21 protein-coding genes and 1 riboswitch are annotated in these 20051 nt (G+C 60.0%); of the genes, 9 read left to right on the forward strand and 12 right to left on the reverse strand.

Translation table 11 applies throughout. The features are described from left to right. Positions 1–117 precede the first annotated feature (117 nt). The 4 genes from GIV26_RS00175 to GIV26_RS00190 all read right to left on the reverse strand — a co-directional run bounded on the left by GIV26_RS00175 (position 118) and on the right by GIV26_RS00190 (position 6293). Positions 118–1482 (reverse strand): DUF1329 domain-containing protein, encoded by a 1365-nt coding sequence (locus GIV26_RS00175; protein WP_236279299.1) that lies wholly within the window; start codon positions 1480–1482, stop codon positions 118–120. A gap of 42 nt (positions 1483–1524) precedes the next feature. Then, positions 1525–3384 carry a DUF1302 domain-containing protein gene (locus tag GIV26_RS00180; protein ID WP_197880151.1) on the reverse strand — a complete coding sequence of 620 codons (1860 nt, stop codon included), beginning with the start codon at positions 3382–3384 and terminating at the stop codon, positions 1525–1527. Positions 3385–3716: 332 nt separating this feature from the next. Continuing rightward, a complete protein-coding gene (locus tag GIV26_RS00185; protein ID WP_236279300.1) occupies positions 3717–5399 on the reverse strand; it encodes a fatty acid--CoA ligase in 1683 nt (560 codons plus the stop codon). Positions 5400–5660: 261 nt separating this feature from the next. Continuing rightward, positions 5661–6293, reverse strand: coding sequence for a LysE family translocator (locus GIV26_RS00190; protein WP_014716957.1), 633 nt, complete (start codon positions 6291–6293; stop codon positions 5661–5663). 84 nt (positions 6294–6377) lie between these two features. Here GIV26_RS00190 and GIV26_RS00195 point away from each other — a divergent pair, with 84 nt between their 5' ends. The 3 genes from GIV26_RS00195 (at position 6378) to GIV26_RS00205 (ending at position 9214) form a co-directional block, all read left to right on the forward strand. Continuing rightward, positions 6378–7343, forward strand: a complete 966-nt coding sequence (locus GIV26_RS00195) for a 2-hydroxyacid dehydrogenase (protein ID WP_236279346.1) — start codon at positions 6378–6380, stop codon at positions 7341–7343. A 30-nt stretch (positions 7344–7373) separates the two neighbouring features. Next, positions 7374–8372, forward strand: a complete 999-nt coding sequence (locus GIV26_RS00200) for a class I SAM-dependent methyltransferase (RefSeq protein WP_236279301.1) — start codon at positions 7374–7376, stop codon at positions 8370–8372. A gap of 50 nt (positions 8373–8422) precedes the next feature. Then, a riboswitch (yybP-ykoY riboswitch) is annotated at positions 8423–8542 on the forward strand. Positions 8543–8629: 87 nt separating this feature from the next. Then, a complete protein-coding gene (locus GIV26_RS00205; protein WP_054897011.1) occupies positions 8630–9214 on the forward strand; it encodes a TMEM165/GDT1 family protein in 585 nt (194 codons plus the stop codon). 141 nt (positions 9215–9355) lie between these two features. Here GIV26_RS00205 and GIV26_RS00210 read toward each other — a convergent pair whose 3' ends face one another. From GIV26_RS00210 to GIV26_RS00225, 4 genes are all read right to left on the reverse strand, one after another. Beyond that, positions 9356–10174, reverse strand: coding sequence for a M48 family metallopeptidase (locus GIV26_RS00210; RefSeq protein ID WP_014716953.1), 819 nt, complete (start codon positions 10172–10174; stop codon positions 9356–9358). A 120-nt stretch (positions 10175–10294) separates the two neighbouring features. Continuing rightward, positions 10295–10915 carry an SOS response-associated peptidase gene (locus GIV26_RS00215; protein ID WP_236279302.1) on the reverse strand — a complete coding sequence of 207 codons (621 nt, stop codon included), beginning with the start codon at positions 10913–10915 and terminating at the stop codon, positions 10295–10297. Between the two features lie 37 nt (positions 10916–10952). Continuing rightward, on the reverse strand, positions 10953–11213 hold the full coding sequence (locus GIV26_RS00220) for a putative signal transducing protein (protein ID WP_032893538.1): 261 nt from the start codon (positions 11211–11213) through the stop codon (positions 10953–10955). A gap of 32 nt (positions 11214–11245) precedes the next feature. Beyond that, positions 11246–11428 carry a CPXCG motif-containing cysteine-rich protein gene (locus GIV26_RS00225; RefSeq protein WP_054897012.1) on the reverse strand — a complete coding sequence of 61 codons (183 nt, stop codon included), beginning with the start codon at positions 11426–11428 and terminating at the stop codon, positions 11246–11248. Between the two features lie 132 nt (positions 11429–11560). On the opposite strand from GIV26_RS00225, the gene GIV26_RS00230 reads away from it, so the two are divergent. Then, positions 11561–12724 (forward strand): 1-acyl-sn-glycerol-3-phosphate acyltransferase, encoded by a 1164-nt coding sequence (locus GIV26_RS00230; protein WP_169918829.1) that lies wholly within the window; start codon positions 11561–11563, stop codon positions 12722–12724. Between the two features lie 165 nt (positions 12725–12889). Here the strand turns inward: GIV26_RS00230 and GIV26_RS00235 are convergent, their stop codons facing one another. Then, complete coding sequence (locus GIV26_RS00235) at positions 12890–13147, reverse strand: hypothetical protein (RefSeq protein WP_034126322.1); 258 nt, start codon at positions 13145–13147, stop codon at positions 12890–12892. Between the two features lie 182 nt (positions 13148–13329). Here GIV26_RS00235 and GIV26_RS00240 point away from each other — a divergent pair, with 182 nt between their 5' ends. After that, a complete protein-coding gene (locus GIV26_RS00240; RefSeq protein WP_003188620.1) occupies positions 13330–13539 on the forward strand; it encodes a hypothetical protein in 210 nt (69 codons plus the stop codon). 60 nt (positions 13540–13599) lie between these two features. Here the strand turns inward: GIV26_RS00240 and GIV26_RS00245 are convergent, their stop codons facing one another. Further along, positions 13600–14184, reverse strand: a complete 585-nt coding sequence (locus tag GIV26_RS00245; RefSeq protein ID WP_034126321.1) for a YajG family lipoprotein — start codon at positions 14182–14184, stop codon at positions 13600–13602. Between the two features lie 183 nt (positions 14185–14367). Here GIV26_RS00245 and GIV26_RS00250 point away from each other — a divergent pair, with 183 nt between their 5' ends. Together GIV26_RS00250 and mqo are read left to right on the forward strand one after the other, a co-directional pair. Then, the gene (locus GIV26_RS00250; protein WP_034126320.1) at positions 14368–14601 is read left to right on the forward strand and encodes a hypothetical protein; all 234 of its coding nucleotides are present in this window, start codon (positions 14368–14370) and stop codon (positions 14599–14601) included. A gap of 727 nt (positions 14602–15328) precedes the next feature. Then, complete coding sequence (gene mqo / locus GIV26_RS00255) at positions 15329–16867, forward strand: malate dehydrogenase (quinone) (protein WP_034126319.1); 1539 nt, start codon at positions 15329–15331, stop codon at positions 16865–16867. 98 nt (positions 16868–16965) lie between these two features. On the opposite strand, the gene GIV26_RS00260 is transcribed toward mqo, so the two are convergent. Together GIV26_RS00260 and GIV26_RS00265 are read right to left on the reverse strand one after the other, a co-directional pair. Next, positions 16966–17253 (reverse strand): PA4642 family protein, encoded by a 288-nt coding sequence (locus tag GIV26_RS00260; RefSeq protein ID WP_003188614.1) that lies wholly within the window; start codon positions 17251–17253, stop codon positions 16966–16968. A 117-nt stretch (positions 17254–17370) separates the two neighbouring features. After that, complete coding sequence (locus tag GIV26_RS00265; RefSeq protein ID WP_003188610.1) at positions 17371–17928, reverse strand: hypoxanthine-guanine phosphoribosyltransferase; 558 nt, start codon at positions 17926–17928, stop codon at positions 17371–17373. Positions 17929–18092: 164 nt separating this feature from the next. On the opposite strand from GIV26_RS00265, the gene upp reads away from it, so the two are divergent. Continuing rightward, positions 18093–18731 (forward strand): uracil phosphoribosyltransferase, encoded by a 639-nt coding sequence (upp, locus tag GIV26_RS00270; protein ID WP_003188608.1) that lies wholly within the window; start codon positions 18093–18095, stop codon positions 18729–18731. A 2-nt stretch (positions 18732–18733) separates the two neighbouring features. Further along, the gene (locus GIV26_RS00275) at positions 18734–20008 is read left to right on the forward strand and encodes a uracil-xanthine permease family protein (RefSeq protein WP_003188606.1); all 1275 of its coding nucleotides are present in this window, start codon (positions 18734–18736) and stop codon (positions 20006–20008) included. The last annotated feature ends 43 nt before the right edge of the window (positions 20009–20051 follow it).

A 20051-nucleotide genomic window follows, 5' to 3' on the forward strand; every position in this document is an offset into this window, starting at 1 on the left:
AATGATCGTTCCCACGCTCTGCGTAGGAATACAGGCTTCGACGCTGCGCGTCGACTTTTGAGGCGTGACGCAGAGCGTCACGGGAAGCGCTCCCACGCAGAGCGTGGGAGCGATCAGTTAGCGAACGCCGTCCTGGCGCAGGGCCGCTGGGGTGAAGTCGCTGGTGCTGGCGGTGAAGCCGAAGTCATAGGCCTGCTTCTCTTCGTTCTTCATGCCCAGGGCCAGGTAGCGGCCGGACTGCAGGTCGTAGAGGGTTTCCAGGGCGTACCACGGCACTTGCTTGTCGTAGTAGTTCTCGGCATGTGCTTCGGCAACGCGCCACAGTTGGCCGCGACCGTCGTAGTGGTCGATCACCGCTGCTTGCCAGGTGTCTTCGTCGATGTAGAAGTCACGCTTGGCGTAGATGTGGCGCTGGCCTTCCTTCAAGGTGGCGACCACGTGCCAGACCCGGCGCAGCTCGTAGCGAGCCAGGTCCTGGTTGATGTGGCCAGCCTTGATGATGTCGGCGTACTTGAACTTGGGATCGTCGACCTTGTAGCTGTTGGAGGCGATGTACATCTCTTTCTTGCCTTCCAGCTTCCAGTCGTAGCGGTCCGGCGCACCGTTGTACATGTCGAGGTTATCGGAGGTGCGCAGGCCATCGGCGGCAGTACCCGGCCCGTCATAGGACACTTGCGGCGCCCGACGCACACGGCGCTGCCCGGCGTTGTAGACCCAGGCCGAACGCGGCTCTTTGACCTGGTCCAGGGTTTCGTGCACCAGCAGTACACCACCGGCCAGGCGCGCTGGCGCAGTCACTTGCTGCTTGAAGTAGAACAGCACGTTGCCTGGGTTTTTCGGATCGAAGTCCTTCATCTTGTCGCGAAACACGAACTGGTCGCGGAAGTACACCAGGCTATAGGAACCGTTGGTTTGCGGGGTGGCCTGGGTAACCAGGCGGGTCACGCTGCCGCCGCGATAACGGGTGATGTGGTTCCAGATCACTTCAACGCCGCTCTTGGGAATCGGGAACGGGACGGCGGTTTCGAAGTTTTCCAGGCCGTTGCCGCCGGACACCAGGTTGGTGGTGGTGGCGTTTTTCTTGATCGAGGCAAACACCTCGGCCGGCACGGTGGCGCCGCGATGGGTCGGGTACACCGGCATCTTGAAGCTGTCCGGGTAACGCTTGAACATCGCGTATTGCCCGGGGGCCAGCTTGTCTTTGTACTGCTCGACGTTCTGCGCAGTGATGGTGAACTGCGGTTGCTCGCTGGCATACGGGTTGGCGAGGAAACCACGGGCGTCCACCGCGCCGGCATTGGTCGGCAATGGCGACCATTTAGGAATGGTGCCGGCCGCGTTACCCGCCATCTCGGCGCCCATCGGGGTCAGGGTCGTGCCGAGCTTGGCGGCTTCATCTGCCGAGACTGCCGCCATGACGTTACTCGCCAGGATCGACAGCCCAAGCACACCCACGTGCAACAGACTTTTTGTTATTTTCATGCTCTGGTCTTCCTGAATACATGCCACTTGAAAAGAGTGTGCTTAGAAGTTGGCGCCGAAGCTCAAGGCGACAAAGTCGCGGTCATCCACGGTGCTGAACTTGCCACCAAAGAAGTTGGTGTACGCCAGGCTCGCGGTGTAGGTGTTCTGGTACTCGGCATCCAGGCCCAGGCTGACCGCCTTGCGACCTTCTTCAAAGTTGCCGCCAGGGCCTGGCGAGTAACCTTTGACGTCGTGGGACCAGGCCACGTTGGGCTTGAGGTTCACGCCTGCGAACACGTCCGGGTATTCCCAGATGGCACGGGCACGGTAGCCCCATGACGTTGCGGTGGTATAGCCGTCGTTATTGCAATTGGTGTTCAGGCCAGCAGCGTTGGGCAAGCCGGCGCCGTTGGCGGTGGAGTTGTTGAGGGCGTTGCAGAACCCACCTGGCAGCGTGCCTGGGCCGAACACCGGATCGCGGCCGTAACGAGCCTGGGATTTGCTTTCCAGGCCACCCACGTGGGTCACGCCGATTTCACCGACGGTGGTGAGGCGGCTGGCGCCCATGACCTGGTCGAAGAAGTGCGTGAAAGTAGTCTGGAACTGGGTGACTTCCTTGCGGTTGTAGCCGTGCAGGTCCTGGCCTGGCGTGCCCTTGAGCACGGACGCATTGCCAAAGCCGGGGATCGGCGTGACGCCGGCGAACAGAATGTCAGTGGTGCTCAACTGCACCGGCGCATTCGGACGGTAGCTCAACTCACCGCTCCAGGCGGTGCCGGTAGGCAAGGTGGTGGAGAAGCTCAGGCCGTAGAGGCGAATATCTTCCGGGTACTCGACGAAGTAGTTCGAGCTACCCGCCACGATCAACGGCCGCAAGGCCCCCAGTGGCCCCAGCGGACGCGTGTAGGCCGCCGATGGCGCGCCCTGCGCGCTGAAGATCGGCGCACGGCTGTGGTAGTTCATGAAGTAGGCGCCGAATTCGGTATCCAGCGGTTCGAAGTTGTAGCGCATAGCGACGCCGAACTGGCCGCTGTCGCGTGCATCACGGTCCGGACCACGACGCACCAGTACGCCTTCGCTGTTCACGTCCACACCCAAGGCACCCAGAGTCGGCAGGGCGGCAGCAGGAATGGTGGAACGCTTGTTCAGTACCCGCAGGTTGTTGCTGCAACCATCGGAGATCACGTCCGGCTGCGAGAAGAACGTGCCGCAGTTATCGGTCACGGTCTGGTCCCACTCCAGCTGGTAAAACGCCTCGGCCGACAGGTTGTCGGTGAGCGTCTGGGACACGTAGAACATGTTCACCGGGATCAAGCCTTCCTTGATCTCGGCCCCCGGACGACGAAATGCCGATACATCGATAGGGTTGATGGAGTTGATGCCGCCGCCGATGAAGGTACTTTCGCCCCAGCTCACGACCTGCTTACCAAAACGCACGGAACCCGGCGCATCGGCAATCGAGTAGTTGTGGTAGACGAATGCATCGAGAATCTGCCCGCCCGAAGACTTGGCGCCTTCCTTGCGGTTGTTGTCGCTGATGTCCTTGAACGGACGGCTTTCGTCCTTGAGTTCGAAGTCGTACCAGTACTTGCCCCGCACAAACACACCGGTGTCGCCGTACTTCAGTTCCAGGTCGTGGATGCCCTTGAAGATCTTCGAGAACGTTTCGCCGCGCTTGAAGTTCAGGTGGCCGTCATCGGAGGTCTGAGACAGACCCTTGCCGCCGTTGTTGGCACCGATCAGGTCACGATTGGGCTTGGCCGTGGACCAGCTCGCCCCCACGGAAAGCGACGAGTCAAAGCTCCCTTCGATTTCACCAATGTTGAAACTGACGCCGAATGCCGGCCCGGCGAGCGTAGAAGCGAGGCTGACGGCCAGGGGCAGTCTTGCCCGGCGCCAGAACTGGTTTACTGAGGTCATCGACGCTACTCCATGTGCATATTTTATTGTTATGGCAGTGAGCCCTTTCTTCAGATGTAACGGCCGGGATACAACGATTCCAATGCCGCATCGCCACCGAGCCTCCATGGCTCGAAGCGCAACATCCGCGAAAAACTCTGAAAGGGACTATAGCCAGAGGGGGGTAGTGCTTGATCCCTCTAAAGTGTGATTTGCATCACCAACCTGTCTGCCACAACCCTTTCGCCACGCCGACGAAGGTCGACGCGGGAAGGATGGCTGAAATTCGGCAAATCACAAGTAAAGGCTTGATATAGAGCATTGCCACGCCCGAACGGGCGCGGCGAGAGGGTTTAGAGCGTGGACAGGAACGTGCTGTTGTTGGCCTGCCATTCGATGATGTCGACACGGATACGTTTCTTGTCGAGCTTGCCGACACTGGTCTTGGGAATTTCAGTAACAACGGCGATCTGGCTCGGGATCGCCCACTTGCTCAAATGGCCCAGCTCGACAAAAGGCTTGAGGTGTTCCTTGAGCTCTCGCGCATCGATCACATGCCCTTCACGCACCACCAACAAGGCGAAGGGGCGCTCGCCCCATTGCGGATCGGCGATGCCTACCACCGCCACTTCCCGTACGGCGGGGTGACGGCTGACCAGATCTTCGAGGGCCAGGGAGGAGATCCATTCGCCGCCGGTCTTGATCACATCCTTGATGCGGTCACGAATATCAATCACGCCAAAGGCATCCAGCGTAGCCACATCACCGGTGTGCAACCAGCCACCGGACCATAGCTCGGCGCCCTTGTGCGGCTCGTTGTAGTAACCCTCGGTCAGCCACGGCGCGCGCAGCACCAGTTCGCCCTGGGTTTCGCCATCGGCGGGCAGGAAACGACCGTCGGTGTCCATGATTGCCGCTTCGACCAACGGCCCCGGCACACCGGCCTTGATGCGGTAGGTGGTGCGCTCATCTTGGCTGCCAGCCATCAACTCATCATTGAGGTGAGCGCAGGATACCAGCGGCCCGGTCTCGGACATGCCGTACGCGGCGGTTAGTTGAATGCCTCGGGCCTTGGCGGCTTCGTACAGCGAACGGTTCAGGGCGCTGCCGCCGATGACGATTTTCCAACCGCCGAAATCCACGTTCTGCGCAGCCTTGGCGTTGAGCACCATTTGCAGAATGGTCGGCACACAGTGGGAGAACGTCACCTTCTCCTTGCGCCACAGTTCCACCAGGTATTCCGGGTCGTAGCGGCCGGGGTACACCTGTTTCAGCCCGAGCATGGTCGCCACATACGGCAAGCCCCAGGCGTGTACGTGGAACATCGGCGTGATCGGCATGTACACGTCGTTGGTGCCCAGCAGCCGCACGCTGTCGACGCTGCCCATGATGGTCGCTACGCCAATGGTGTGCAGCACCAGTTGCCGATGGGTGAAGTACACGCCCTTGGGGTTGCCGGTGGTGCCGGTGGTGTAGAAGGTGGTGGCGACCGAGTTTTCGTCGAAGTCCTTGAAGTCATAGGTGGGGCTGGCGGCGGCCAGCAGGGTTTCGTACTCACCTACCAGGTTGGGCAGCTCGGCGGTGTGGGTGTCACCATCGGTAATCAATAAGGTCTTGTCGACGGTAGTGAGCTGCCCGGCAATCGCCTGGTAGAGCCCCACGAACTCACTGTTGACCAGCACAAAGCGGTCTTCGGCGTGGTTCATGGTGTACAGAATCTGTTCTGGCGACAGGCGCACGTTGATAGTGTGAATCACCGCGCCGATCATCGGGATGGCGAACATACACTCCAGGTAACGGTGGCTGTCCCAGTCCATCACCGCCACCGTGTCACCGGCCTTGACCCCGGCTTCGGTCAGCACATTGGCCAGGCGAGCGACGCGCTCGATCAGCGTCGGGTAGCTGTAGCGCAGCTTGTCGCGATAGATAATTTCCCGGGTTTTCTCGTAGCGAGTCCCGGACATCAACAGGCGTTTGATCAACAGCGGGTATTGGTACGCACCTTCGGCGGGCGGGATAACACGGGTCTGCAACATAAGAATCCCTTTAATGACTGCACGGTCTTGGCTTGAAGACCTGCACTGTAGAGCGCTTATGTTTCAGCCAAATCAGCCAAAGGAATGATTTGCAGGGGCCAGTAAATGCTAGCGTTACGCCATTACCGAGGACCTAATGAAACCCAATGTGGGAGCGGGCTTGCTCGGGAATGCGGAGTGTCAGCCGGTATATCTTTGACTGAAGCACCGCATTCGCGAGCAAGCCCGCACATCTGGATTGTGCTCACTTGAGAAAAATGATTATTTCATGCTGGTAAAGGCCAGTTTCACCCCGATGGCAATCAACACCGCGCCCATCGTCCGATCAAACCAATGACCCATCTTTGCAAACCCGGCGCGCACGCGCTGCTGGCTGAACAACATGGCCACCAGGCAAAACCACAACGCAGTCGCCACCGCCAGGTACACCCCATAACCGGCCTGCACTGCCAGCGGCGTGTGCGGGTTGATCACTACGGTGAACAGCGACAGAAAGAACAGCGTGGCCTTGGGGTTCAAGCCATTGGTCACAAAACCTGCGGTAAAAGCGCCGCGTGGGGTGCGCTCGCCCGCTTCACGGTGCAACTCGCCCTCGGCCGCAGGCTTGGCCGGCTGGGCGCGCAAGGCCTTGAAGCCAATGTAAAGCAGGTACGCGGCTGCGGCCCACTTCAACGCATTGAACAACACAATGGACTGGGACACGATCAAGCCGATACCCAGCAACGAGTAACCCACATGCAGGAAAATCGCCGAACCGACGCCCAAGGCCGTCCATGTGCCAGCACGGCGGCCGTGGGTCACGCTTTCACGCACCACCACGGCGAAATCCGGGCCGGGGCTCGCCACTGCCAACAAGTGAATCAAGGCTACGGTCAAAAACTCGGCGACGTACATGCTCACTCCATTAAGTAACTGATTATTTCATCTGATAGGCTCGGCAGATTACGCCTTCGAACCTCGTCGCAAAAGGTACAGTTGATCATGAACAATCGCCGCGCCGTCTTCCTCGACCACCCTTCGCTGGACTTGGGCGACCTCGACCTCAGCGGTTTGCATGACTGCTTCAGCCAGTTGCAGTTGTTTGAACAGACCACGCCAGAAAATGTGCGGGAGCGCTTGCAGGGCGCCCAAGTCGCCATCAGCAACAAAATCCCGCTCACAGCCCAAACCCTGGCGGCCTGCCCCGAGCTCAAGCTGATCCTGGTGTCGGCCACCGGCACCAACAATATCGACCTTGAAGCGGCCCGCGCCCAGGGGATTACCGTGAGCAACTGCCAGGGTTACGGCACGCCGTCGGTGGCGCAACATACGATCATGCTGTTGCTCAACCTCGCCACGCGCTTGAAGGATTACCAACAGGATGTGGCCGCTGGCAAATGGCAGCATGCCAAACAGTTTTGCCTGCTGGACCATCCGATCGTCGAACTGGAAGGCAAAACCCTCGGCCTGCTCGGCCATGGTGAATTGGGCAGTGCCGTGGCACGCCTGGCCGAAGCGTTCGGCATGCGCGTGATGCTCGGCGCGATACCTGGGCGCCCTGCCCGCGCCGACCGTGTGCCGCTGGACGAATTGCTGACCCAGGTCGATGCGCTGACCCTGCATTGCCCACTCAATGAACACACCCGCGACTTTATCGGCGCCCGTGAACTGGCCTTGCTCAAGCCCGGCGCATTTGTGGTCAATACTGCGCGCGGTGGTTTGATCAATGAACAGGCCCTGGCCGACGCGCTGCGAAGTGGTCACCTTGGCGGCGCGGCGACTGATGTGCTGAGTGTCGAGCCGCCAGTCAATGGCAACCCGCTGCTGGCGGGAGACATTCCACGCTTGATCGTCACGCCCCACAACGCCTGGGGCAGTCGCGAAGCACGGCAGCGTATCGTTGTCCAGCTCACGGAAAACGCCCAGGGCTTTTTCAACGGCGCCCCGCTGCGCGTCGTCAGTTGATAAACTGCGCCCCTTTTCAAGGAGCAGACTATGGATCCGCGCAGTGAAGTACTGCTTCGACAGGCCGAACTTTTTCAAGGCAACCTGCTGCTCGTAGGTTTGCCTGCCGACGATTTGCTTGGGCGCCTGCCCAATGCCCACGGCTGGTGCTGGCATGCCGGTGACCAGGCGGCGCTCGATGCGCGCTTCGCCGAACGCAGCCAGTTTGGCGTGACAGTGCCCGAGCGCGCCTTTGATGCGGCGGTGATTTTCCTGCCCAAGTCCAAAGACCTCACCGACTACCTGCTCAACGCCGTGGCCGCGCGCCTGCCTGGCGCCGAGCTGTTTCTGGTGGGCGAGAAAAAGGGGGGTATCGAAAGTGCCGCCAAGCAGATGGTTCCGTTCGGCAAACCGCGCAAGCTCGATAGCGCACGGCATTGCCAACTATGGCAGGTCACTGTCGCTAACGCGCCGCAAGCCGTGGAGCTTGAGAGCCTGGCGCAGGTCTTCGACGTACCCCTGGCCGAAGGTCCGCTGAAGGTGGTGAGCTTGCCAGGGGTGTTCAGCCATGGTCGCCTGGACCGCGGCACCGAGTTGTTGCTGGAGCACTTGGACAAGCTGCCCAGCGGCAACCTGCTCGATTTCGGTTGCGGCGCTGGCGTACTGGGGGCTGCGGTCAAACGCCGCTACCCGCATAACACCGTGACGATGCTGGATGTGGATGCCTTCGCCGCTGCCAGCAGTCGCCTGACGCTGGTAGCGAACGGCCTGGAAGCCGACGTGTTGACCGGCGACGGAATCGACGCGGCGCCCATGGGTTTGAACGCGATTTTGAGCAATCCGCCGTTCCATGTCGGCGTGCACACCGATTATTTCGCCACGGAGAACCTGCTGCGAAAAGCAGCGAAACACCTGGCAAAAGGTGGCGAACTTCGCCTGGTTGCCAATAGCTTCCTGAAGTACCAGCCATTGATCGAAGAGCATTTGGGCATCTGCGCAATCAAGGCCGAAGGCAATGGTTTTCGCATTTACCGCGCCAAGCGCCCCTGACGGACGTTTGAAAAAGAACGCTTGCCGAATGGGTTTTGCCTAGGCAGAATCCGCAGCGTCCTAGGGGAGTAGTCTCCCACGAGCCATGCTCGTCCGGCATACGTCAACATACTTGGTCAGCAGACCATGGCGTATGCGACCCAGGAGTCCGCACAGACGGACCGGGGTTTGACAAGACCTATGACACGCACACCTTACCCGGGGCGGGAAGGCTGTACGTGTCATAGCCGTGTCGACCCGCCCCTGGAAACTACCTGATGCTGGATTCACTACTCGTTCCTACCGCAATCGTTGCCTTGGCCGAAATCGGCGACAAGACGCAACTGCTCGCACTCATCCTTGCTGCTCGCTTTCGCAAGCCCTGGCCGATCATCGCCGGCATCGTTGCCGCGACCCTGGCCAACCATGCGGCGGCCGGTGCCGTGGGCGCCTGGTTCGGGAGTTTCTTCTCGGATGCGGTGCTGCACTGGATCCTCGCCGCGAGCTTCTGCGCCACGGCGCTGTGGACCCTGGTGCCGGACAAACTCGATGATGACGAAGCCAGTACCACCCGTAAGTTCGGGCCCTTCCTGACCACCTTGATTGCGTTCTTCCTCGCCGAAATCGGTGACAAAACCCAGATCGCCACGGTGATGCTGGCGGCGCAATACCCGGAACTGTGGCTGGTGATTATCGGTACCACCCTGGGCATGTTGATTGCCAACGTGCCGGTGGTGCTGGCGGGGAATTTTGCCGCGGAGAAACTGCCGCTGACCTTGATTCGTCGCTTGGCGGCTACGGCGTTCTTCGTGCTGGCGATTATTGCAGTGTACAAGGCCATGCAGAGCAGCGGCTGGATCTAAGGCAAACACGGAAGATGGTTTGCCCTGATGCCTGTAGGAGCAAGCTTGCTCGCGAAAAACTCACCGGCGCCGCGTTTATTCAGGCAACACGCGTTATCGTTGACGTTTTTCGCGAGCAAGCTCGCTCCTACACGGCGTCGATCAGGACTTCTTGGCCTGCTGGTAGAGCGGCATCACCTTCGGAATCGCCGCCTGCAAGGACGCGATGCGGCTGTCCGAAGCCGGGTGCGTGCTCATGAATTCCGGCGGTGCGCCTTCCGAAGCCTTGGCCATCTTGTTCCACAACGTGATGGCCGCGTTCGGGTTGTAGCCAGCGCGGGCGGCCAGCTCCAGGCCGATCAGGTCGGCTTCGTTTTCGTTGCTGCGGCTGTTGGGCAAGGTCATGCCGTAGTTGGCCACGGTATCGGCCAGTGCCAGGCTGTCCTGGCCGAGACCGAATATTGCCCCGGCGCCCTGCTTGGCCATCTGGATACCGTAGGCCTTGGACATGGCTTCGCGGCCGTGTTCACGCAGTGCGTGGGCGATTTCATGACCCATCACGGCAGCCAGCTCGTCATCGGTGAGCTTGAGGTTGTCGATCAAGCCGCTGTACACCAGGATCTTGCCGCCTGGCCCGCAGTTGGCGTTCATCTCATCGCTTTTGATCAGGTTCACGTCCCAGTTCCACTGGGCCGCATCCGCGCGGAAAGTCGGAGCCTGGGCGATCAGGCGCTTGGCAATTGCCTGCACGCGCTTGGCGTTGGCGCTGGTCTTGTCCAGCACCCCTTTGCTGCTGGCTTCACCCAGGGTCTGCTGATAAGACTGGGCATACATCTGGTCGACTTCCTGACTCGACAGCATGCTGAACATGTACTGCTTGCGCTCTACCCCAACGGCGCCGCCGCTGGTGGTATTGACCGACTGGCAACCCGCCAGCAGCATTGCTGCAACCAAACCACTTACCACCAATGACTTCTTCATGAACACGCTCCCTGAAAACATGGCGCGTATCGTAGGCGGTCATTTGTATCTGCGCCAGATACCCTGGACGTTTAACCGCTGAATTTAAGATACATCCGAACGCGGCTCGACGGACAAAGCTCATGCCGGGGTCAGGCACTCCGGCCCATTGAGCTTCGGATCGTTGACCATATTGGCCAGCACCCGCTCGCGCAGCACGGCAGGCTCAGCCGCCAGCAGGCCCTGCAGCACCTGCAGCGGAGTCTCGGGATCGAGCCAGGCGGCCTGCCCTGCCGCGTCCAGGATCAATGGTCGTCGCTGACTTTGCGCCGCCTGGGTAACCACCGCGGTGCTCAGCCACACCTGCTCCTGCACCGGATACGCTTCCCACACTGCGGCAAAGAACAACGTGGAGCCCTCCCCCGGCGTGAGCCAGTACGGGCGCTTGCGCTGGGTGCCGCGCCACTCATAAAAGCCATTGGCGGGCAGCAGGCAACGGCGCAAGCGGAAGGCTTCACGAAACATCGGTTGTTCGGCCAGGGTTTCTGCGCGGGCATGGGCCGGGGTGCGCGACAGGTCTGTCAACCAGGGCGGCGTAAGGCCCCAACGGGCACGCGCCAGGGTGAGTCGGCCCTCGCTCAGGCGCTGGATCAGCACCGAATCATTGGGTGAGATGTTCCACTGGGCCTGCTGGTCGGCGGGGAAGCCGGGCAAGGCAGCAAAGGCAGGGTTCCAGCGAAACAGGGCATAACGTCCACACATGGGGCAACACGACTCTTGGGGTAAACCGACCGACAGCCTAACAGACCAATACGTCGGGGAAGCTGTCGGGTTCGTCGCCGGGCAAGGGTTGGGCGCCGATATAGGCGGTGATCAGCTCGCGGGCGCAGGCGGCCTGGTCGTTATCGACCTCCAGCCCCAGCAAGCCGAATATCGGCAACTCGCCCGTGCCACCGAGCAAATGGCGTCCCACCAGGTGCGCCTCGATGCCTTCACTGGCAAGCATCTGCTGCAGCAACTCGCCCTCCATCAGGTTTTCCGGTTCGTAGATTCGCTGCATGGGCGTACCTTTTTATTCGTTCTCGCTGCGCATTATTCATTTTCGCTGCGGGTTTCAAGCATCCACTCTTCACCATCAACTTGCAGGTCGAACGTGATCGGCCGGCAACACACTTGGCAGTCTTCTATATAGGTCTGGTCCCCGCCAGACAAATCCACCGTCGTCTCGACCGCTTCGCCACAATAAGGACAATCGTACAGCGCAGTTTCGAGCATCGCAGTCTCCTAGGTGACTTGTGCGTATAATCGCCGGTCTATTTACAGGGCTATTCTTGGCCGGCCCCTTATTCGGACCGCACCCTGACATTTCCTTTTACTTACCCTAGCCGTTTCTAACAAGAGAGCATGATGGGCGAATTCGATACCATCCGACCTTACAACGACAGCGAAGTCCCGGCAGTGCTGGCGCGCCTGTTCAGTGACAAGGCCTTTCTGGACATCCTGACCCACTTCCGCTTCCCGCGCTTTGCAGGCGCCCTGGGCTGGCTGCTCAAGCCAATGATTGCGCGCAAACTGCGCCGCGAGTTCGCTGGCGTCACCACCGTGGCCACGCTGCAGGACAAGGTCGAGTACTACGTTGACCACACCATTGACCGGGCGACCGACGGCGTGACCTATACCGGCGTCGAGCAACTGAAATCCGGCACCGCCTACCTGTTCCTGGCCAACCACCGCGACATCGTGATGGACCCGGCCTTCGTCAACTACGCCGTGTACCACGCCGGCCTGCCGACGCCGCGCATCGCCATCGGCGACAACCTGCTGCAAAAGCCGTTTGTCAGCGACCTGATGCGCTTGAACAAGAGCTTCATCGTGCACCGTTCGATCACCGGGCGAAAGGAGAAGATGGCGGCTTACAACTTGCTGTCGGCCTACATCAACCATTCGATCCGCAACGACTGCCAGTCGATCTGGATTGCCCAGGCTGAAGGCCGGGCCAAGGATGGCGATGACCGTACCGAATCGGCGATCCTCAAGATGTTCCACGTCAGCCGCAAGGACGAGCCATTTGCCGAGGTCATCCAGTCGTTGAACCTGACGCCTGTGTCCATCAGCTACGAGTACGACCCCTGCGATGCCGCCAAGGCCCGCGAGCTGTATATCCGCGCCACCACCGGCACCTACACCAAGGCACCGGGAGAGGATGATGTGAGCATTGCCTTGGGCATTACCGGCTATAAAGGCCGAGTGCACGTGAACTTTGCGCCGCCGATCACCGAGCGTTTCGAAGACACCAAGCTGCTGGCCGCGGAAATGGACCGGCAGATCCTCGGTGGCTACCGCTTGTTTCCGGTGCACTACCTGGCGTACGCGCAGTGGAGTGATGCCGACCCGCAATTGCAGGTGCCCAAGGCGGCGGACGTGTTCCCGGCCGATGAGCTGGCCAAGGCGAAGGCGGAATGGGAGCGGCGCTTGAACGAGTGCCCGGCGGAGCACCGGCCTTATCTGGTGGTGCAGTATGCGACGCCGGTACGCAACCAATACCGAGTCAAGGCTGGCATCCCCCTGTAATAGTGAGCCCACAGGGGATATGTGGCAGGCGCTGACTCTGCGGGCAGTACATGGCCAGTGTGGGAGCTGGCTTGCCTGCGATAGCGTTGGTTCAGTTAAAGATTCAGTGGCTGATACACCGCCTTCGCGGGCAAGCCCGCTCCCACATTTGGTTTCGCAGTGGAATTATAAGCGGGTGCTGAGCCAGGAGATGGCCAGGGCCAAGCCAAGGCAGGCGAACCCGACGCGGTACGCCAGGCGATGCGCCCGTTCGGTGCGTGTATCCAGAAACAGCATCGGTTGGTCGATAGCGCGCTCTTCGCTGCGCAGGGCCAGGTCAGCTATCGCACGCTGTGCATGCAGACGGGTGATGAACAACACCCAGGCGCCCGAGCAGGCAACCAACAGGGCAACAATATTAATGAGCAGTGCGGGCAGCGCCATCGCAAACCTCGGTAAATCAGTCTTCGGGTATCAGTCCAGGTACACACCTGAACGACAGTCGCCTCCTGCGCATTTAATGCTCCTTCCCCATTGACGGCTAATGTATCCAGTAATTTACGCCGTCACCTGAACGTCACCTTAACAAGCCACTCTGTTGCCCTTCGACGCTTGAGGAGCTTGTCATGTTGCATGCGCAAAACCAGGATCGGCTGTATTTGATCGCCCAGAGCGAGGAACAGGAGGCGCTGATCGGCAGTCTCGCGTTCAACGTTCAGGACCGCCATTGGCTGGTGTATTGCGCCCTCGGCGGGCACCAGCATGCCGATCTGCCGGAGCTGGATCTGCTCACCGGTGTGAGCATGCTGGACTTTTATGTCGATACGGCCGCATGACAAAAACCACGGGCACAAAAAAACCGGGCTCAGCGATGAGCCCGGTTTTTTGTGAGCGGCTTATTGCGCGCTGAGCAGTTGACCGATGCTTGGGTCCTTGAACAGGCGGGTCAAGGCATCACTGAGCACGTCGCTGACCAGCTTGGTGTTGGTTTCCTGGTTGGGCGACATGCCGAACCGCTGGTTGAGCGAGGCTGCGTAGCGGCCACTGTAGCGGCGGGTACCGGCACTGACGTCAGACTTGAAGGTAGCGCCGATGGAAGCCTCGGTCACATACAGGCCGTCTTTGGGCGACTGGTATTTCAGCTCGGCCAGGGTCACGGTCAGTTGCGGCACGCCTGGCGAGTTGGTCGGCGTAAAGCCCAGCAAACGCACAGCGGCTTCAGCCTGGGCCTGCAACTTGGGCAGCACATCCTGGCCGTTCACCGAAATCAGTGCGGTCTCAGGATACAGGCCGCCACGCGAACCCAGGGTTGGCGACGGGCGACCGTCAACCACGCGTACCGAAACCGGCTGGCCGTGGCCTACCGCCGCCAACTGCGCGGTGACTTTAGGTTGCGGGCTGAGTTGTTGCGGGCTGTTGGCGCAGCCGACAAGGGTCAAACTGGTCACAGTGATCAAACCGAACAACAGGCGTTGCAACATACGCATTTCTCCAGGACTAGGTGCAGACAGGACGCCAGTATAACGGTGCACGCGCACCACTCACCAGCGATCCTGAACGGCGGCTGAAGCCCCTGCGCAAATTACAAATTCGCATAAATTCGTCACCCCAGTGTCATGCCACACTGGCAACCTTCAAGCATGTAACACACTAGGTACACAGCCATGCGCCTTCTCAAGACCCTGTTCATGTCCCACGCTCGTCATCGCCACTTTGCCCTGCTTGATGCCCACGGACATTGCCTGGCCTTCAAGCAGTGCAGCCTGCCGCCCGTCGGTGAAGGCTGGGTGGAAGTGACCGAGACTCACCTGGGCTGGATGCACCGCCCACTGCCGGCCAGCGCCCGGGTCAGCCCAAAGGTTTTTCGCCCACGACACCGGCAAGCGTTGGCCTCCTGACCAGGCCCCTAATAAAAGTCATAAAACACGCCCATTTCACTGACGTTCTTCGCTACAATCTCCCCCCGATTATAAGGACGTCTCCTGATCGGGCCTCGCAGCATCGTTAATGCCCAGGCATTAGCCCCAAAATCGCCCACAGAGAGCCGCCCACACAGATCGAGTGAAGCTGGCGTGCTTGCTGTTTCCTTTGCAAACCACCCCGTCTTTTATCGAATCTGCCAGAGCTGCCATTGCGCTCGGCCACTTGAGTTGTTTGCCCGTTTTGCCGCGTGTCGGCAGAGGTTTACGGGCCAGGTGCCAGGCTGGGGCAGCCCTTTTTTGAGGTTCACGTCTTCAAAAGAGCGTGAAAAAACGGGTTTTCACAACTTCACAAGAGTGTGGCGAGCAAATGAATAGTTTGGCGTTTGTACAAGCACCATCAGCGTCTGGGTCAGCCCAATTACACAGGATCGAGCCTTCCTCAAAAACCGGAGCTTGAGCCTGTCCGCTACGGATTGGTTGCACGAATCGCACGCTTTGACCATAAGTCGAATTGCCACAGGCGCCCATGAATGCGTTCATAGGCAGATTAGCCCGGCAGGAAGCGTGTGCTGAAGTTGCAAAGAATTGCGAATCGGACATGGCGATCCTGGCCATGGGTAACCTGGGGCAACACGTGAACCGCCCCATCACTCCTGGCAGCCATGCCGTCAATTTGGTGCTGCAGATTTTGGAGACGCGTTAAATGGCGCATAACGAAGCAGTCGACGTAGTACTGGTAGGGGCCGGCATCATGAGTGCCACCCTGGCCGTACTGCTCAAAGAGCTCGACCCCGGCCTCACGCTGGAAGTCGTTGAGCTGATGGATTCGGGTGCCGCGGAGAGTTCCAACCCGTGGAACAACGCCGGTACCGGCCACGCCGGGCTGTGTGAGCTGAACTACACGCCGCAGGCCGCCGATGGCTCCATCGACATCAAGAAAGCCGTGCACATCAACACCCAGTTCGAGGTGTCGAAGCAGTTCTGGGCTTACCTGACCAAGAAGGGCACCTTTGGCTCGTCCAGGTCGTTCATCAGCCCGGTGCCCCACCTGAGCTTCGTGCAGGGCGACAAAGGCGTGTCCTTCCTCAAGAAGCGCTTTGAGACCCTCAGCCAGCACCACGCGTTTTCGGACATGCACTACACCGAAGACCGCAGCGAAATGGCCGAGTGGATGCCGCTGATGATGCCGGGCCGCCCGCTCGATGAAAAAATCGCCGCCACCCGTGTGATGAACGGCACAGACGTCAACTTTGGCGCCCTGACCAATCAGTTGCTCAGCCACCTGACCAGCTCGCCGGACGCCCAGGTCAAGTACTGCAAACGCGTGACCGGCCTCAAGCGCAACGGCGCGGGCTGGACCGTGAGTATCAAGGACGTGAACAGCGGTAACAGCCGCGACGTCGATGCCAAGTTCGTATTCCTCGGCGCTGGCGGTGCGGCGCTGCCGTTGCTGCAGGCCTCGGGCATCGAAGAGAGCAAAGGCTTCGGCGGCTTCCCGGTGAGCGGCCAGTGGCTGCGTTGCGACAACCCGGAAGTGGTCAAGCAGCACCAGGCCAAGGTCTACAGCCAGGCTGCCGTGGGCTCGCCGCCGATGTCCGTGCCGCACCTGGACACCCGCGTGGTGGATGGCAAGAAATCCCTGCTGTTCGGGCCATACGCCGGTTTCACCACCAAGTTCCTCAAACACGGCTCGTTCCTTGACCTGCCGATGTCGATTCGCGCCGGCAACATCGGCCCGATGCTGGCCGTGGCCCGCGACAACATGGACCTGACCAAGTACCTGGTCAGCGAAGTGCGCCAGTCCATGGAACAGCGCCTGGAATCCCTGCGTCGCTTCTACCCCGAGGCGAAAGCCGAAGACTGGCGCCTGGAAGTGGCCGGCCAGCGCGTGCAAATCATCAAGAAAGATCCGAAGAAAGGCGGCGTGCTGCAGTTCGGCACCGAACTGGTTGCTGCCAAGGACGGTTCGCTTGCGGCGCTGCTGGGCGCGTCTCCTGGTGCTTCGGTCACCGTCTCGATCATGCTGGAGCTGATCGAGCGCTGCTTCCCGCAGAAAGCCGCCGGTGAATGGGCCACCAAGCTGCACGAGATCTTCCCGGCGCGCGAGAAAGTGCTGGAGACGGACGCCGAGCTGTATCGCAAGATCAACACGCAGAACAACATCAGCCTGGAGCTGGTGGAACCTGTAGGAGCGAGCTCGCTCGCGAAAAACGTCAACGATAACGCGGCGCAAGTGGATTAAGGCGCCGCTCTCAGGTTCTTCGCGAGCAAGCTCGCTCCTACCGTTAAAAGCAAAACGCCCCGGACTCTAAAGCCGGGGCGTTTTTTTTGCTCGGACAATCAGCCGCGGGCGTTGTCGATCAGTTCGATGTACTCGGCGGCGTTGCGCTGGTCCTTGATCAGGTCGACGAAGGTCTGGCCATGCTCGTCCTTGCCGTCCAGGTCCAGGCCTGCTTCTTTGAAAAAGCCCAGGAAACGCTCGAAGTCGTCGATACGCAGGCCGCGATAGGCCTTGATCAGTTTGTGCAGGGACGGCGACGTCGCATCAACCGGCTCGAAGTCCAGGAACAACTTGATCTGGTCGTCACCGATTTCGTCGCCAATCACCTGTTTCTTATCTTTACGCATTACCGACTCCAGCCTGCAGACATTTACACGGGGTTTGAAGTCTACCTGCGCGACGCCGGCTTCGAAAGCGGCGAGAAACAAGCCCCCGCGGCCAGCTCGGCAAACGGCGTCTACCGATTACATCCCTTTAACGGCATAGATGCCATTGGCGTTACGCCAGTAGCCCTTGTAGTCCATGCCATACCCGAAGATATAACGGTCAACGCACGGCAATCCGACGAAATCGGCTTTGAGCTCAGGACGAGCCTTGCGGTCGTGGTCTTTGTCGATCAGTACGGCGGTGTGCACTTTGCGTGCGCCGGCATGTTTGCAGAAGTCGATGATCGCACCCAGGGTGTGACCCTCATCGAGAATGTCATCGATGATCAGCACATCACGGTCGATGAAAGACACTTCCGGCTTGGCCTTCCAGAACAAGTCGCCGCCGCTGGTTTCATTGCGATAGCGGGTGGCATGCAGGTAAGAGGCTTCCAATGGGAACTGCAGGTGAGTCAGCAATTTGCCGGCGAAGATCAGGCCACCGTTCATCACGCAGAAGACCACCGGGTTGGTGTCGGCCATTTCACGAGTAATGTGCGCGCCGACCTTGGCGATCGCTGCTTCGACTTGCGCTTCGGTGTACAGGCAGTCAGCCTCGTGCATGATTTGACGGATATGCTCGAGATCAGCAGACATGGCGCTCTCCAAGGGGGTGCTGTGGCAAGAAAAGCGGGCGAAGGTACGCTTCTCGTGCGCTCCAATCAAGCCTTTATGGACTAACGTACTTGATGTCTATAGGACAACACCCTCGGATAGATTAATCTAGGCCGGTTTTTTTGCCCGCCGCCGGAGCCTTTCCTATGCCCACTCGCGAGATCCGCCACCCGCTGATCCGACACAAACTCGGCCTTATGCGCCGTGCCGACATTAGCACGAAGAACTTCCGTGAGCTTGCTCAGGAAGTCGGAGCGTTGCTCACTTACGAAGCCACCAAGGATTTGCCCCTGGAAACCTACGAGATCCCCGGTTGGGCCGGTCCCGTACAAGTGGAGAAAATCGCCGGTAAGAAAATTACCGTGGTACCGATCCTGCGCGCCGGTATCGGCATGCTTGAAGGTGTACTCAGCCTGATCCCGGGTGCCAAGGTCAGCGCCGTGGGCGTAGCCCGCAATGAAGAAACACTGCAGGCCCACACCTACCTGGAAAAACTCGTCCCGGAAATCAACGAGCGCCTGGCCATGATCATCGACCCGATGCTCGCCACCGGCAGTTCCATGGTCGCCACCATCGACCTGCTGAAAAAAGCCGGTTGCCGGGACATCCGCGCCATGGTGCTGGTGGCCGCGCCCGAAGGCATCGCCGCCGTCGAGAAGGCCCATCCGGATGTACAGATCTACACCGCATCCATCGATGAGCGCCTGAATGAACACGGCTACATCATTCCGGGCCTGGGCGATGCCGGTGACAAGATCTTCGGCACCAAGCAGAAGGACGCGTGAGCATGCAGGATGAATTCAACGACCCGCTTTGGCGCCAGATCCTGTCTGGCGCACAAATGCTCTTCGTAGCATTTGGCGCGTTGGTGTTGATGCCGCTGATCACAGGTCTTGATCCAAACGTCGCGCTGTTTACCGCAGGCCTGGGCACGTTGCTGTTCCAGGTGGTGACAGGGCGGCAGGTGCCGGTATTTTTGGCATCGAGCTTCGCGTTCATCACCCCGATCATTCTCGCCAAGGGCCAGTTCGGCCTGGCGGCGACCATGGGCGGCGTGATGGCGGCGGGTTTCGTTTATACGTTCCTGGGACTGGCCGTGAAGGTCAAGGGCACCGGTTTTATCGACCGGCTGCTGCCGCCCGTGGTGATTGGCCCAGTGATTATCTCGATCGGTCTGGCCATGGCGCCGATTGCCGCCAACATGGCCATGGGCAAGTCTGGCGACGGTGCCGAGCTGATCCACTATCAGACGGCGATGCTGATCTCGATGCCAGCGCTGCTTACCACTTTGATCGTGGCGGTGTTCGGCAAGGGGATTTTCCGCCTGGTGCCGATCATTTCCGGCGTGCTGGTGGGTTTTGCCATGTCGTTCTACTTTGGTGTGGTCGACACGGCGAAAATCGCCGCTGCGCCGTGGTTCGCCCTGCCCCACTTCACCGCGCCGGAGTTCAACTGGCAGGCCATCCTGTTTATCGTCCCGGTAGCACTGGCCCCGGCGATCGAGCATATCGGTGGTGTGATTGCGGTAGGCAGCGTGACCGGCCGCGATTACCTGAAAAAGCCTGGCCTGCATCGCACGCTGCTGGGTGACGGTATCGCCACCACGGCTGCCGGCATGTTTGGCGGCCCGCCAAACACCACCTACGCCGAAGTGACCGGCGCCGTGATGCTGACCAAGAACTACAACCCGAAAATCATGACCTGGGCGGCAGTGTTTGCCATCAGCCTGGCATTCATCGGCAAGTTCGGCGCACTGCTGCAGAGTATCCCGGTGCCGGTGATGGGCGGGATTCTGTGCCTGCTGTTCGGCTCGATTGCCGCGGTGGGGATGAACACGCTGATTCGCCACAAGATCGACCTGGGCGAGGCGCGCAACCTGGTGATTGTGTCGGTAACGCTGGTGTTCGGGATTGGCGGTGTGCTGGTCGGTACCGGCACCGGCCCGGATGATTTCGGCCTCAAGGGCATCGCCCTGTGTGCGGTGGTGGCGATTGGTTTGAATTTGTTGCTGCCGGGCAATGATGGCTGGAAGAACAAGAAGCCGGATGAGCCGCTGCTGTAACTGACTAAACGCAAATCAGTGTGGGAGCTGGCTTGCCTGCGAT

It is taken from the genome of Pseudomonas sp. PA-1-3F (genome assembly GCF_021609665.1).
GTDB lineage: Bacteria > Pseudomonadota > Gammaproteobacteria > Pseudomonadales > Pseudomonadaceae > Aquipseudomonas > Aquipseudomonas paracarnis.